11 protein-coding genes are annotated in these 14,330 nt (G+C 60.4%); 9 read left to right on the top strand and 2 right to left on the bottom strand.

What is annotated here, in order from left to right; all coding sequences use genetic code 11:
- Positions 1 to 146: 146 nt before the first annotated feature.
- A complete protein-coding gene (locus PMI35_RS31270) occupies positions 147 to 665 on the bottom strand; it encodes a glycine cleavage system protein R (protein WP_008054538.1) in 519 nt (172 codons plus the stop codon).
- A gap of 568 nt (positions 666 to 1,233) precedes the next feature.
- On the opposite strand from PMI35_RS31270, the gene PMI35_RS31275 reads away from it, so the two are divergent.
- The gene (locus PMI35_RS31275) at positions 1,234 to 3,411 is read left to right on the top strand and encodes a malate synthase G (RefSeq protein WP_008054537.1); all 2,178 of its coding nucleotides are present in this window, start codon (positions 1,234 to 1,236) and stop codon (positions 3,409 to 3,411) included.
- Positions 3,412 to 3,598: 187 nt separating this feature from the next.
- Here the strand turns inward: PMI35_RS31275 and PMI35_RS31280 are convergent, their stop codons facing one another.
- On the bottom strand, positions 3,599 to 4,045 hold the full coding sequence (locus tag PMI35_RS31280; protein ID WP_008054535.1) for a response regulator: 447 nt from the start codon (positions 4,043 to 4,045) through the stop codon (positions 3,599 to 3,601).
- Between the two features lie 260 nt (positions 4,046 to 4,305).
- Here PMI35_RS31280 and PMI35_RS31285 point away from each other — a divergent pair, with 260 nt between their 5' ends.
- From PMI35_RS31285 to PMI35_RS31315, 8 genes are all read left to right on the top strand, one after another.
- The gene (locus tag PMI35_RS31285; protein WP_008054534.1) at positions 4,306 to 6,240 is read left to right on the top strand and encodes a putative nucleotidyltransferase substrate binding domain-containing protein; all 1,935 of its coding nucleotides are present in this window, start codon (positions 4,306 to 4,308) and stop codon (positions 6,238 to 6,240) included.
- Complete coding sequence (locus PMI35_RS31290) at positions 6,237 to 6,944, top strand: 3'-5' exonuclease (protein ID WP_008054533.1); 708 nt, start codon at positions 6,237 to 6,239, stop codon at positions 6,942 to 6,944. The genes PMI35_RS31285 and PMI35_RS31290 overlap by 4 nt, the downstream gene beginning before the upstream one ends.
- Before the next feature lie 244 nt (positions 6,945 to 7,188).
- Positions 7,189 to 7,707 (top strand): RNA polymerase sigma factor, encoded by a 519-nt coding sequence (locus PMI35_RS0132085; RefSeq protein WP_032831242.1) that lies wholly within the window; start codon positions 7,189 to 7,191, stop codon positions 7,705 to 7,707.
- On the top strand, positions 7,704 to 8,678 hold the full coding sequence (locus tag PMI35_RS31295) for a FecR domain-containing protein (protein WP_008054531.1): 975 nt from the start codon (positions 7,704 to 7,706) through the stop codon (positions 8,676 to 8,678). Before PMI35_RS0132085 ends, PMI35_RS31295 begins: the two co-directional genes overlap by 4 nt.
- A 247-nt stretch (positions 8,679 to 8,925) precedes the next feature.
- The gene (locus PMI35_RS31300) at positions 8,926 to 11,349 is read left to right on the top strand and encodes a TonB-dependent siderophore receptor (RefSeq protein WP_008054530.1); all 2,424 of its coding nucleotides are present in this window, start codon (positions 8,926 to 8,928) and stop codon (positions 11,347 to 11,349) included.
- Positions 11,350 to 11,421: 72 nt separating this feature from the next.
- Positions 11,422 to 12,552, top strand: a complete 1,131-nt coding sequence (locus PMI35_RS31305; protein WP_008054529.1) for a PepSY-associated TM helix domain-containing protein — start codon at positions 11,422 to 11,424, stop codon at positions 12,550 to 12,552.
- Positions 12,549 to 12,728, top strand: coding sequence for a hypothetical protein (locus PMI35_RS31310; protein ID WP_008054527.1), 180 nt, complete (start codon positions 12,549 to 12,551; stop codon positions 12,726 to 12,728). Before PMI35_RS31305 ends, PMI35_RS31310 begins: the two co-directional genes overlap by 4 nt.
- Before the next feature lie 277 nt (positions 12,729 to 13,005).
- The gene (locus PMI35_RS31315) at positions 13,006 to 14,307 is read left to right on the top strand and encodes an MFS transporter (protein WP_008054526.1); all 1,302 of its coding nucleotides are present in this window, start codon (positions 13,006 to 13,008) and stop codon (positions 14,305 to 14,307) included.
- Positions 14,308 to 14,330: the final 23 nt, after the last annotated feature.

Here is a 14,330-nt window from a genome sequence, read left to right as displayed (position 1 = left end):
ACAGCGTGATCCCCGCCGTTTGTGCGCAAGTTACTGAAACTGCTGGTTTTTTGATCAATTCTTGGGAAGCCCCGGCCGGCGGGGCCTGGCGGGCGGTCTCTACAGGTTATCCACAGGCAGGTGCACGTTTAAACTGGATAACCTGATCAAGGTTCACTGCGCAGTACCAATTCCACCATCAGATCGTCCGCCAACGTTTCCAGGCGCGATTGCAGCACGTCCAGAGACAGCGTCAAGGGCACCGCCAGTATCGCTTCGGCGTGGAACAGCGGCTCGCTGCTCATGGGGGCCGGACGCACTTCCGTCACCAGGCGTTCCAGGTTCACCCCCTGCTCACTGAGCAAGCGCGTGATGTCGCGCACGATCCCCGGCCGGTCATTGCCCACCAGTTCCATGGCGATCGGTTTCCAGGTGCAAGATTGTTCGATACCGCTTTCGGCGATCAAGACGCGAATGCCATGGGTTGACAAGCCTTGCAGGGCATCGACCAGTGAATCGTAGGCTTCCGCCGGGACCCCCACCCGAAGAATCCCGGCGAATTGCCCGGCCATGCGTGACATGCGGCTTTCCAGCCAGTTGCCACCATGCTCGGCGATGCATTGGGCTATGCGCTCGACCTGCCCAGGCTTGTCCGGTGCGAAAACAGTGAGTACGAGGTGGTCCATGGCGCAGCCCTCTGGTCATGATTTTTGTTATGAAAAACCAAGTATAGGCAAGGGTTTGGAGATGCTTTGGAGCGGATCCGGATTCCTTGTCGTTTGGACCGGCCTCATCGCGGGCAAGCCCGCTCCCACAGGGATTGCGCAAGACCTGTGGGAGTGGGCTTGCGCGCGATTGCTTCACCACCGATTAACCAGCCAACCATAAATCGTGTACAACTTTTTATATTTAACTGGAACAATCTCATGCTTTTTTGAGAACATCCTCATCCCCGGCGTGACTGCAATGCGTCATGGGGTCGCAGAACGACGTAATTAGTCTAATTTTCACAAGCGCAATTCATCATGTAGTATGCCGCAGCGCGCACTACATAACGTTGGATCGATGTCCGCCACAGGCGCAGTCGCATCCCTGAAAGCCCCGTCAGCAAGGCCTCCACGCCGTTGATTGGTCCCCACCCAGCCGTCAGAAATGGCATGCACTGGTCGCAGGGTTTGTGGTTTAAATGCCAGAGGCTTCATTGTTAAATTGAAGAGCTGAAAAGCGAAATAGCTGAGCAGAGTGAGGCAAGCAATGACTGAACACGTTCAAGTCGGTGGCCTGCAGGTCGCCAAAGTCCTGTTCGACTTCGTGAACAACGAAGCCATTCCCGGAACCGGCCTGACCGCCGACCAGTTCTGGGCCGGTGCCGACAAGGTCATCCATGACCTGGCGCCGAAGAACAAAGCCCTACTCGCCAAACGCGATGATTTCCAGGCTCGTATCGATTCCTGGCACCAGGAACGCGCAGGTCAGGCGCACGACGCCGTGGCCTATAAAGCCTTTTTGCAAGACATCGGTTATCTGCTGCCAGAAGCGGCCGATTTCCAGGCAACGACGCAAAACGTCGATGAAGAAATCGCCCGCATGGCTGGTCCACAACTCGTGGTACCGGTGATGAACGCCCGTTTCGCGCTTAACGCTTCGAACGCCCGCTGGGGTTCGCTGTACGATGCGCTCTACGGCACCGACGCCATCAGCGAGGCTGACGGCGCGGAAAAAGGCAAAGGCTACAACAAGGTTCGCGGCGACAAGGTCATCGCCTTCGCCCGCGCCTTCCTCGACGAAGCGGCGCCATTGGCAGCCGGCTCCCACGTCGATTCGACATACTACAAAATCGTTGACGGCAAACTGGTCGTCGCCCTCAAAGGCGGCACCAACACCGGCCTGCGCAACGACGCCCAGTTGATCGGCTTCCAGGGCGATGCTTCGGCACCGACCGCCATCCTGCTGAAAAACAACGGCCTGCATTTTGAAATCCAGGTCGATGCCAGCACCCCGGTCGGCCAGACCGACGCTGCCGGTATCAAAGACATCCTGATGGAAGCCGCACTGACCACCATCATGGACTGCGAAGACTCGGTTGCCGCCGTCGACGCCGATGACAAGGTAGTGATCTACCGCAACTGGCTCGGCCTGATGAAGGGCGACCTGGCGGAAGAAGTCGCCAAGGGTGGCAAGTCGTTTACCCGCACCATGAACGCCGACCGCACCTACACCACCGTCGATGGCAGCGAGCTGAGCCTGCACGGTCGTTCGTTGTTGTTCGTGCGCAACGTCGGTCACCTGATGACCATCGATGCGATCCTCGATAAAGAGGGCAACGAAGTGCCGGAAGGCATCCTCGACGGTCTGGTGACTGTCCTGGCGGCGATGCACAACCTGAACGGCAACACTTCGCGCAAAAACACCCGTACCGGCTCCGTCTACATCGTGAAGCCGAAGATGCACGGTCCTGAAGAAGCGGCGTTCACCAACGAGCTGTTCGGGCGCATCGAAGACGTGCTGGGCCTGCCACGCAACACCCTGAAAGTCGGGATCATGGACGAGGAGCGCCGTACCACGGTCAACCTCAAGGCCTGCATCAAGGCAGCGAGCGAACGCGTGGTGTTCATCAACACCGGCTTCCTCGACCGCACCGGCGATGAAATCCACACCTCCATGGAAGCCGGCCCGATGGTGCGCAAGGCCGACATGAAGGCGGAAAAATGGATCGGCGCCTACGAGAACTCCAACGTCGATATCGGTTTGAGCACCGGCCTGCAAGGCCGTGCGCAGATCGGTAAAGGCATGTGGGCAATGCCCGACCTGATGGCGGCGATGCTGGAACAGAAAATCGCTCACCCGTTGGCGGGTGCCAACACCGCGTGGGTACCTTCGCCGACCGCCGCTGCGCTGCACGCGCTGCACTACCACAAGGTCGACGTGTTCGCCCGTCAGGCCGAACTGGCCAAGCGTGCCCATGCATCGGTTGACGATATCCTGACCATCCCGCTGGCAGTGAACCCGCAGTGGACTGCCGAGCAGATCCAGAACGAACTGGACAACAACAGCCAGGGCATTCTGGGTTATGTGGTGCGCTGGATCGACCAGGGCGTTGGTTGCTCGAAGGTGCCGGACATCAATGACGTCGGCCTGATGGAAGACCGTGCCACGCTGCGTATTTCCAGCCAGCACATTGCCAACTGGCTGCGTCATGGCATCGTCACCGAAGAGCAGGTGATGGCCAGCCTCAAGCGCATGGCGCCGGTGGTGGACCGTCAGAACGCGGGGGATGCGCTGTACCGTCCGCTGGCACCGAACTTCGACAGCAACATCGCCTTCCAGGCGGCAGTCGAGTTGGTGGTGGAAGGTACGAAGCAACCGAACGGCTACACCGAGCCGGTTCTGCACCGTCGTCGTCGCGAGTTCAAGGCTGCCAATGGCCTGTAATTGAGCGGTTGCGCCGGATATGAAAAAGCCCTGGTCGAAAGATCAGGGCTTTTTCTTTTGGAGCGCCGCAATCGATCGTTCCCACGCTCCGCGTGGGAATGCCTCTTCGGACGCTCCGCGTTCGGCTCTGAAGGGACGCGGAGCGTCCCGGGCTGCATTCCCACGCAGAGCGTGGGAACGATCTCTGTTAAGGCTCCATCCCCAACTCATGCTTGACCAACCCCAGCAACTTGCCGCTATCAATGGGCTTGAGCAGGAAGTCCACTACGCTCAGGTGCATTGCGGCAATGGCATCTTTTACGTCGGCGTCGCCCGAGACAATGATGAACGGCATCGCCGCCCGCACCGACTCCCGCACCTGGCGAATCAGGTCCAGGCCATCGATATGTCCCATGCGCAGGTCGGTAATGACCAGTCCGATCGAGGGTTTCTCTTCCAGCATCTTGAGTGCGGTTTCGCCACTGGCTGCCGTCATGCAACGAATGCCGTCCAGTGCCAGGATCTCCGACAGCAGCTCCCGGGCGTCCTTGTCGTCGTCGACAATCAGCACCCGCTGCGGCGGCAGGTCGGGTTCCAGCATGACGTCACTGAGTGCTTGCCGCTCGGCATCACTCAAAATATCGTGGTCGGACATGGCATTCTCTACATGTTCAATTCAATTCCCTAGCACAGTGGTGAGACATCGCTAAGCACACCATCAATGTGCACTCCGTCGGATAATTTTCCAATAGGGGCAAGGTGAGGTTTTTCTCACATTCAGGTAGGGTTTTTCCGATACTGCATCACGTTTCCCGCCTACCTAGACTTACGTCCAATGGGCACCCTGGCCGTAGGGGTCGACCATGGGTGAGTCATCCGACAACAACAATTCAAAAAAAGACTGCGGTAATGGTTATGAGTAAAGCGGACGCCTTCACACAGGCAGGGAAAACCGCGGTGTTGCAGAACATCCAGGGCACTTTGCAATTCCTTCAGCGCTTCCCGCCATTCAACCAGATGGACCACGCTCACCTGGCGTATCTGGTCGAACAGTGCCAGCTGCGTTTTTATGCCCCCGGCGAGAGCATCATCAAGCCCGCGGACGGCCCGGTTGAACACTTTTATATCGTCAAACAGGGTCGGGTTGTCGGCGAACGTCCGCACTCGGCCAAGGGCGGGACCGAAACCACTTTCGAAATCACCACGGGCGAGTGCTTTCCCCTCGCCGCGCTGCTGGGGGAGCGTGCAACGCGCACCGAACACCTGGCCGCAGAGGACACCTTTTGCCTACAGCTGAACAAACATGCATTCATCAAGCTGTTCGCCATTTCCGGCACCTTCCGCGACTTTGCCCTACGTGGCGTGAGCAGCCTGCTGGATCAGGTCAACCAGCAGGTCCAGCAAAAAGCCGTGGAAACCCTCGGCACCCAATACTCGCTCAACACCCGCCTGGGTGAATTGGCCATGCGCCATCCGGTGACATGCAACCCCTCCACGCCACTGCGTGAAGCCGTGACCCAGATGCATGAGCAGCAGGTCGGCAGCATTGTGATCGTCAATGAACATAAAGCGCCGCTGGGCATTTTCACCCTGCGCGATTTGCGCCATGTCGTGGCCAACGGCACCGGCGATTTCAACGAAGCGATCGAGCGGCACATGACCTGCTCGCCGTTTTACCTGTCTCCTGATCACAGCGCCTTCGATGCCGCGATTGCGATGACCGAGCGGCATATCGCTCACGTCTGCCTGGTCAAGGATCAGCGCCTGTGCGGCGTGGTCTCGGAACGCGATCTGTTTTCCCTGCAACGGGTCGACCTGGTGCACCTGGCACGCACCATCCGCAGCGCCCAGCGTGTGGAAAACCTGGTGCTGCTGCGCGGCGAGATTGGTCAACTGGTGGAACGCATGCTGGCCCACGGTGCGTCTTCGACCCAGATCACCCACATCATCACCCTGCTCAACGACCACACCGTGTGCCGGGTGATCGAGCTGACCCTGGCCGAAAAAGGCGACCCCGGCATCCCGTTCAGTTGGTTGTGTTTCGGCAGCGAAGGTCGCCGCGAACAGACGCTGCACACCGACCAGGACAACGGCATTCTGTTCGAAGCACGGGACGCGGCCCACGCCGCCGAGATCCGCGGAAAATTGCTGCCCATCGCCCATCAGATCAACCACAGCCTGGCGCTTTGCGGTTTCACCCTGTGCAAAGGCAACATCATGGCCGGCAATCCAGAACTGTGCCTGTCGCGGGTTGAATGGGCCCGACGCTTTGGCGCGTTCATTCGCGAGGCCACGCCCGAGAACCTGCTGGGTTCGAGCATTTATTTCGATTTGCGCGTGGTCTGGGGCAGCGAGCAAGGCTGCGAACAACTGCGCCGCTCGATTCTCGACCAGGTGGCCGACAACCGCCTGTTCCAGCGCATGATGGCTGAAAACGCGTTGCGCAATCGCCCTCCCGTAGGTCGTTTCCGTGAGTTCGTGCTGGCGCGCAAAAATGGCGAAAAAGCCACGCTGGACCTGAAAATCCAGGGCCTGACCCCCTTCGTCGACGCGGCGCGGTTACTTGCCCTTGCCCACGGCATCGAAGCGAACAATACCCTGGAGCGCTTTCGCCAGCTGGTGGCCAAAGAGGTCATCGAGCCACTGGACGGCGCGGCGTACGAAGAGGCCTACCACTTCATCCAGCAAACCCGCATGCAGCAACATCAGCTACAGACCCGGGAGAATTTGCCCTACTCCAACCGGGTCGACCCCGACAGCCTCAATCATCTGGATCGACGCATCCTGCGTGAATCCCTGCGCCAGGCCCAGCGCCTGCAAAGCAGCCTGTCCCTGCGGTACCAGTTATGAGCCTGTTTTCATGGCTGCGCCCCGCCGGCCCGAGCTTGTCCGCAGACCTGCAACAACGCCTGCAAGACCTGCCGTTGGTTCCGGGATTGAGTGAATGCAGCCTGCGTGAGCAGCGCTGGGTCGTGCTCGACCTGGAAACCACCGGGCTGAACATGAACAAGGATCGGGTACTGTCGATCGGCGCCGTGGTGATCGAGGATGGCGCGATCGATTTCAGTCGGCAGTTCGAGCGCACCTTGCAATGCGACGAACTCAAACTCGGTCCCAGTGTGCTGATTCACGGCCTGGGGCCCAGTGCCATTGCTGCCGGCAGCCACCCCGCCGAGGCGTTGCTCGAATTCATGGAATTTGTCGGCGACAGCCCAGTGCTGGCCTTTCATGCGCCGTTCGACCAGCACATGCTTGGGCGCGCATTGAAAGAGCACCTGGGCTACAGGTTGCAGCATGTGTTTCTGGATGTGGCGGACATCGCCCCGCTGCTGTGTCCGCAGGCCAACATCCGCGAGGCCGGCCTGGACGAGTGGATCGACTGGTTCAAGCTGCAAGTCTTCGAACGTCATAACGCCAGCGCCGACGCCCTGGCGACCGCCGAACTGGCGCTGATCCTGTTCAGCCGCGCGCGCCAGCAGCAGATTCATAGCCCGTTGAACTTGCAGCAGCGGTTGAACCAGTGGAAGCGGCGGCAGCAAACGCATTCCTTCTGAATATCCTGTGCCTGTACCGGCCTGATCGCGGGCAAGCCATGCTCCTACAGGTTATGTATCGTTCATTAATTTGTGAACGACGCAAAACCTGTAGGAGCAAGGCTTGCCCGCGATGAACGATGACGCGGTCCGTCCGAATACCCACGGAAATCAACCGACCAACGCCAATTGCTTTCCCTCCCCCGCCTCTGACACAATCGCGAACAATTCTCGTTAGTTAACACTTCCCACTCGGTGATGCTGCGTGTCGTCAGTCCCAAGCCCCCAAAGTGAGCTCGTCGGTGCGTTATATCGCGACCACCGTGGTTGGCTATTGGCCTGGCTACGCCGCAATGTCGCCTGCCCACAACGGGCCGAGGACCTGAGCCAGGACACTTTCGTGCGCTTGCTCGGACGCGAGGAACTGAAAGAGCCGCGCGAACCGCGGGCGTTTCTGGTGGCGATTGCCAAGGGCCTGCTGTTCGACTACTTCCGCCGCGCCGCGCTGGAACAGGCCTACCTCACCGAACTGATGCTGATTCCAGAAGCCGAACAACCCTCGGTGGAAGAACAGCAAATGATCCTCGAAGACCTGAAAAACATCGATCGCCTGCTGGGCAAGCTGTCGAGCAAGGCCCGTGCGGCCTTTCTCTACAACCGTCTCGATGGCCTCGGCCACGCTGAAATCGCCGAGCGCCTTGGTGTCTCGGTGCCGCGGGTGCGCCAGTACCTGGCCCAGGGCATCCGTCAGTGCTACATCGCCTTGTACGGGGAGCCGACATGAGCCCGGTCAGTTCCAAGCCGGTGTCGGCACAGGTGCTCGACGCCGCCATCGCCTGGCAACTGTCCCTGGATTCCGGCAACCCGGTGGAACGCGAAGAGTTCGCCAAATGGCACGCCGCCCACGAAGAACATGCCCGCGCCTGGCGTCAATTGGGCATGCTCGACCAGCGCTTCAGCGTCGCCAGCGGCCCGGCACGCACCGCCCTGTTGCAATCACGCGAAGGCATTCGCCGCCGGGTGCGCAAGCTCGGCAGCGGCCTGGCCAGCATCGTTGCGGTGCTCGGGCTGGCGCTGTTTGCCGGTGAGCGCTACCTGCCGATCGACTATTGGCTGGCCGACCAGCGCACCGCCACCGGCGAACAACGCACCCTTCGCCTGGACGACGGCACCCTGATCAACCTCAACACCCACAGTGCCGTGGACGTGCGCTTCGATGACAAGCAGCGACTGGTCATCCTGCAGGAAGGCGAAATCCTCGTCGAAACCGGTCATGGCGATGCCCGGCCGTTTATCGTCGAAACCCGCGAAGGCAGCATGCGCGCCCTGGGCACCCGGTTCCTGGTCAAGCGTGAAGAGCAAGGCACGCGTCTCGGCGTGCTGCAATCGGCGGTGGCCGCCCATCCGCAATCGAGTCCTGAAGAGCAGATTCTGCACGAAGGCCAGCAAATGCTGATCCGCGGCGACGGCCTGGGCCCGATTGTCGCGCTCAACCTCGGCGCCGATGCCTGGACCCGCGGCATGCTGGTGGTGGACAACGCGCGGCTGGAGGATCTGGTGCGTGAAATCGGTCGTTATCGCCCGGGCCACCTGGGTGTGGCGCCGGAAGTGGCCGACCTGCGGATCACCGGCAGTTTCCCGCTGAAAAACACCGACCTGGCGCTGAACGCGCTGTTGCCGACGCTGCCGGTGCAGATTGAACACCATACGCAATGGTGGGTGACGGTGGCGGCGAAGACCGAGGCCAAGCCTTGATTTGATGGGGTCTGGACGGACGTCATCGCGGGCAAGCCACGCTCCCACAGGTTCTGTGTCGAACGGTAATTGCGTGAACGACCCAAAATCCTGTGGGAGCGGGCTTGCCCGCGAAGAGGCCATCAGATCCACCACAAAACCCGACTTTATTTACTGAATCGAAATTATTTTCATCCAGCCCTATCACTTTTCACTTTTCATCCGGCACCTAGGCAATTGAGAAGTATTCCCTTTCAGGAGCCGCTGTATGTCCCGTTCGCTAGACACCTTGTTGCGCCCCAGTTTGCTGGCCGTATCCCTTGCCTTTTGCACCCCTTTGGCCAGCAGCCAACTGATCGCCGCTGAACAGGCGTCCAGCGTTCGTGCCTACAACCTGCCGGCCGCGCCACTGGCCAGCACCCTGAACCAGATTGCCAGCCAGGCCGGCCTGGCGCTGTCGTTGAACCCGTCGCTGGCCGCCGGCAAGACGTCGGCCCCGGTCAAAGGTCAGTTCGACGCTGCCGGCGCCCTGCGCGAAGCCCTGCGTGGCACCGGACTGCAACTGGAACAAAGCGGCGGCACCTACACCCTGGTGGCCGTGCCCGAGGGCGTGATGGCCTTGCCGGCCACCAGCGTGATCGGCGTGGAAAACGCTGAAAGCGCGTGGGGCCCGACCACCGGTTACCTCGCCAAGCGCACCGCCGCCGGCAGCAAGACTGACACCGCACTGGTTGAAGCACCGCGCTCGATCTCGGTGGTAACTCGCGAGCAGATGGACGATCGCAACGTGCACACCCTCGACGCCGCCGTGCGCTACTTGCCGGGCACCACCGGCGCCAGCTTCGGTAGCGACACCCGTGCGGACTGGTTACGCGTACGCGGTTTCGAGCCGACCCAGTTCCTGGACGGCCTGCCGTTGCCCAAGGGCGTCTATGCCAACCCCAAGCAGGAAACCTGGAACCTGGATCGTCTCGCCGTGCTGCGCGGCCCTGCTTCATCCGTGTACGGCCAGACCCCGCCGGGTGGTTTGCTGGACATGGTCAGCCGTCGTCCGAGCGCCGAGTCGAGCAATGAAGTCCAAGTGCAATACGGCAGCGACAATCACCGCCAGATCAACTTCGCCAGCACCGGCAAGATCGACGATGAAGGCCAGTTCCTGTACGGCCTCAGCGGTGTGGTGCGCGATGGCGGCACGCCCATCGACCATATCGACGACAAGCGCTACAACATCGCGCCGAGCCTGACCTGGAACATCGACGACGACACCCGGTTCACCCTGCTCACCCAATTCACCCGTGACGATACCGGCATCACCAGCCAGTTCCGTCCGATCCAGGGCACCAAGATCGACTCGCCACTGGGCGATATCTCCCATCACAAGAACCTGGGCGATCCGGACTGGGAGTTCTACGACCGTACTTACTACGCACTGGGCTACGCCTTTGAACATCGCTTGAACGATGTCTGGCAGTTCCGGCAGAACCTGCGCTACACCAAGTCGGACCTGTCCTTCCAGGCCCTCACCCCCGGCGCCTACCCGTTCACCCAGGTCGATGCCGACGGCAACGTTGGCCGTACCAGCACCACCACCGACGAGGACATCAGTCAGTTCGCCGTGGACAACAACCTGCAGGCTGACTTCGCCACCGGCGACATCAGCCACACCCTGCTGATCGGCCTCGATCACCAGCGCACCAACACCAACTACACCTCGATCTTCGGCGACGGCGGGACCACCAACGTCAATAACCCGATCTATGGTCAACCCATCGTCCGTCCGCCACGCTCGCAGGCCTTCTACGATTACGACCAGAAGACCTATCAGACCGGCCTGTACGTCCAGGACCAGATGGCCCTCGATCAATGGCGCCTGACGCTGGGTGGTCGTGAAGACTGGGTGCATACCAGCACCAAGTTCTTCAACAAGGGCGATGCCACCAACACCGACCGCAACAAGAACTTCAGCGGCAACGCAGCGATCAGCTACGTATTCGACAACGGTTTCGTGCCGTACCTGTCCTACGCCGAATCGTTCCAGCCGGCGAGCAACGCCGATACCTCCACCACCGAATCCTTCAAGCCGACCGAAGGCAAGCAGTGGGAACTGGGTATCAAGTACCAGCCACCGGGCAGCAACACGTTGTTGACCGCCGCGGTGTATGACCTGACCCAGAAAAATGTCTCGGTCACCAACAACGTCGGCGGCATTCCAGTCACCAGCCAGACCGGTGAAGTGAAGGTCAAGGGCCTGGAGCTGGAAGCCGTCTCCGATGTGACGGAAAACCTCAAGCTCACCGCCGCGTACACCCTGGCTAAATCCGAAGTGCAAGACGGCACGTTCAAGGGCAATCGCCTGCAACTGATGCCAAACCAGACCGCGTCGGCGTGGGCTGACTACACCTGGCACAACGGCGTGCTGGACGGTTTCGGAATCGGCGGTGGCGTTCGCTATACCGGCAACACCTATGGCGATCAGGCCAACACCGAACTCGGCAAGGCAGATGCCTATACCGTGTTCGACGCAGCGGTTCACTATGACCTCGGCCGCCTCGACAACAGCCTCAAAGGCGCGTCGCTGGCCGTCAACGCGACCAACCTGTTCGACAAGGACTACCTCTCCACCTGCGACAGTTTTTATTGCTACTACGGCGATGAACGCAGTGTCGTCGCCAGTGCCACCTACAAGTGGTAACAACGTGACCTGACACGCCCGGTACCCAGGCCGTCCATCGAGGACGGCTTTGGTATTTCTGGAGGCTATGAAATGAAAAGTAAAACAATTCGCCGCTGGTCCTTCGTCCACACCTGGACCAGCCTGATCTGCACGGTGTTTCTGGCGTTGCTGGCACTGACCGGCCTGCCGTTGATCTTCCACCACGAGATCGACCATTTGCTGGGCGATGCCGCGGAATTGAAGCAGATGCCGGCTGACACCCCGCAGCTGAATCTGCAGCAGCTGGTGCAGGCGGCGGAAAAGCATCGTCCCGGTGAGGTCATGCAGTATTTCGGTTTCGACGATGACGAGCCCAACGGCGCCATCGCGATCATGGCGGCCACCGCCGGCACCGAGCCGAACTCGTCCCACACCTTCATGCTCGACGCCCGCACTGGCGAAGCGTTGGAGATGCCGTCGGCCAATGGCGGCTTCATGATGGTCATGCTGCGCCTGCACGTGGACATGTTCGCCGGGCTGCCGGGCAAGTTATTGCTGGCGTTCATGGGTTTGCTGTTCGTCGTCGCGATCGTGTCCGGCACAGTGTTGTACCTGCCGTTCATGCGTCGTTTGAAATTCGCCACCGTGCGCCAGGACAAATCCACCCGCTTGCGCTGGCTCGACCTGCATAACCTGATCGGCGTCGTAACCCTGACTTGGGCCCTGGTGGTCGGTGTGACCGGCGTGATCAGTGCCTGCGCCGACCTGCTGATCGCCGCGTGGCGCAACGACAGCCTGAGCGCGATGGTTGCACCGTATCGCGATGCGCCACCGCTGACACAACTGGCGCCGGCCACGCGTTTGCTCGACATCGCCAAGGAAGTCGCTCCCGGCATGCAACCGGATTTCATTGCCTTCCCTGGCACGCGGTTCTCCAGCGAGCACCATTACGCGGTGTTCATGAAAGGCAGCACCCACCTGACCTCGCACTTGCTGACGCCGGTGCTGATCGACGCCAGCACCCTGAAAGTCACCGCCGTGGCCGAGCGACCCTGGTACATGGACGCCATGGGCATGTCGCAGCCGTTGCATTTCGGTGACTACGGCGGCATGCCGATGCAAATCCTCTGGGCGACCCTGGACGTGCTGACAATCATTGTGCTCGGCAGTGGCGTTTACCTGTGGGTGGTGCGGCGCAAGGCTGCCAAACCCGTGCTGGAAAAAGCGGAGAGCGTGGCATGAAGCCCCGGCAGTCGAGTTTCTGGAAGGTGTTCGGCACCCCCACCGTTATCGCCTTGTTCAGTGCCGGCGGGTTGTTTGCCGCGTTGCTCGGCGATGGCGTTTGGGATGCCCTGAGCTGGCTTGGGCTGGGCATTCCTGCTGTCCTCGCCCTCCGTGGCCTCCTTCAACGTCGGTAATGACTCATTCCCTGTAGGAGCGAGCCTGCTCGCGATAAACCTGAGAACGCCTGGGGGTGCCAGGCTTCCCGCGTCATCGTTGACGACCATCGCGAGCTTGCTCGCTCCTACAAGTCATACGATGACACTCCTCTTCCCACCCGTCGCCTCACCTCGCAAAGTCCCTGACATATTTGTTGACACATTCACCCTTGCACTCCTATAAAGATGCATGTTGTACGACAACCTACAACAACTGCGACACCAAAAATAACTCCAAAAAAATGACGGTGATGTGATGAAAGTCAAAGGCATCCGCTGGTGGATGGTCGGCCTGGTAACAGCCGGTCTGATCGTCAACTACCTCGCTCGCAATACCCTGTCAGTGGCCGCGCCGACCCTGATGAGCGAAATGAACATTTCCACCGAGCAGTACTCGCACATCGTTGTCGCCTGGCAGGTCTGCTATGCGCTGATGCAACCGGTGGCCGGCTACATCATCGATGCCATCGGCACCAAAATGGGCTTCGCCATTTTCGCTTTCGCCTGGTCGATTGCCTGCGCACTGGCTGCGCTGGCGAGTGGCTGGCAAGGCTTGGCGTTCGTTCGCGGCCTGCTCGGGCTGACGGAAGCGGCAGGCTTGCCGGCAGCCGTGAAAGCCACCACCGAATGGTTTCCGGCCAAGGAGCGCTCGGTCGCGATTGGCTGGTTCAACATCGGCTCGTCGATTGGCGCACTGCTGGCGCCGCCCCTGGTGGTCTGGGCGATCCTGCACAGCGGCTGGGAACTGGCTTTCCTGATCGTCGGCGGTCTTGGCGTGCTCTGGAGCTTCCTATGGGTGATCCTGTACAAACATCCCCGGGATCAAAAGCGCCTGGGCGATGCAGAACGCGATTACATCCTCAGCGGCCAGGAAGAGCATTTCAAGGAACCGGCCACGCAAAAAGGCAGCTGGAAGAAAATCATCGGCAGCCGTAATTTCTACGCCATCGCCAGCGCACGGATTCTCTCCGAGCCAGCCTGGCAGACCTTCAACGCGTGGATTCCGCTGTACCTGATGACCGAGCGGCACATGAACATCAAGGAGATCGCGATGTTCGCCTGGCTACCGTTCCTCGCCGCGGACCTTGGCTGTGTGCTCGGCGGTTACCTGAGCCCGTTCTTTCACAAACACTGCAAAGTGTCGCTGTTCACCTCGCGCAAAATGGTCCTGCTGTTCGGTGCCTCGTGCATGATCGGCCCGGCGTGTATCGGCCTGGTTGCCAGCCCGTACACGGCGATTGCGTTGCTGTGCATCGGCGGTTTCGCTCACCAGACCTTGTCCGGTGCGCTGTACGCAATCACCTCTGACTCGTTTGGTAAAAACGAAGTGGCCACAGCCACCGGCATGGGCGGCTTGTTCGGCTACCTCGGCGCGGCCGCGTTCACCCTGGTGTTTGGGGTGATGGTGACCAAGATCGGCTACAGCCCGCTGTTCGTGACCCTGGCGATCTTCGACATCGTCGCCGCGTTCATCGTCTGGACCGTTGCCCGGGAACTGAAAACCCAAGCAGCACCAGAGGTGCACGCCGAATCACAAACACTGCAGTCCGCCACCTGAAAACATAAAACCTGTGGGAGCGA

This window comes from Pseudomonas sp. GM78, assembly GCF_000282475.1.
Classification (GTDB): Bacteria; Pseudomonadota; Gammaproteobacteria; order Pseudomonadales; family Pseudomonadaceae; genus Aquipseudomonas.
This window is presented reverse-complemented; position numbering and strand designations above follow the sequence as displayed.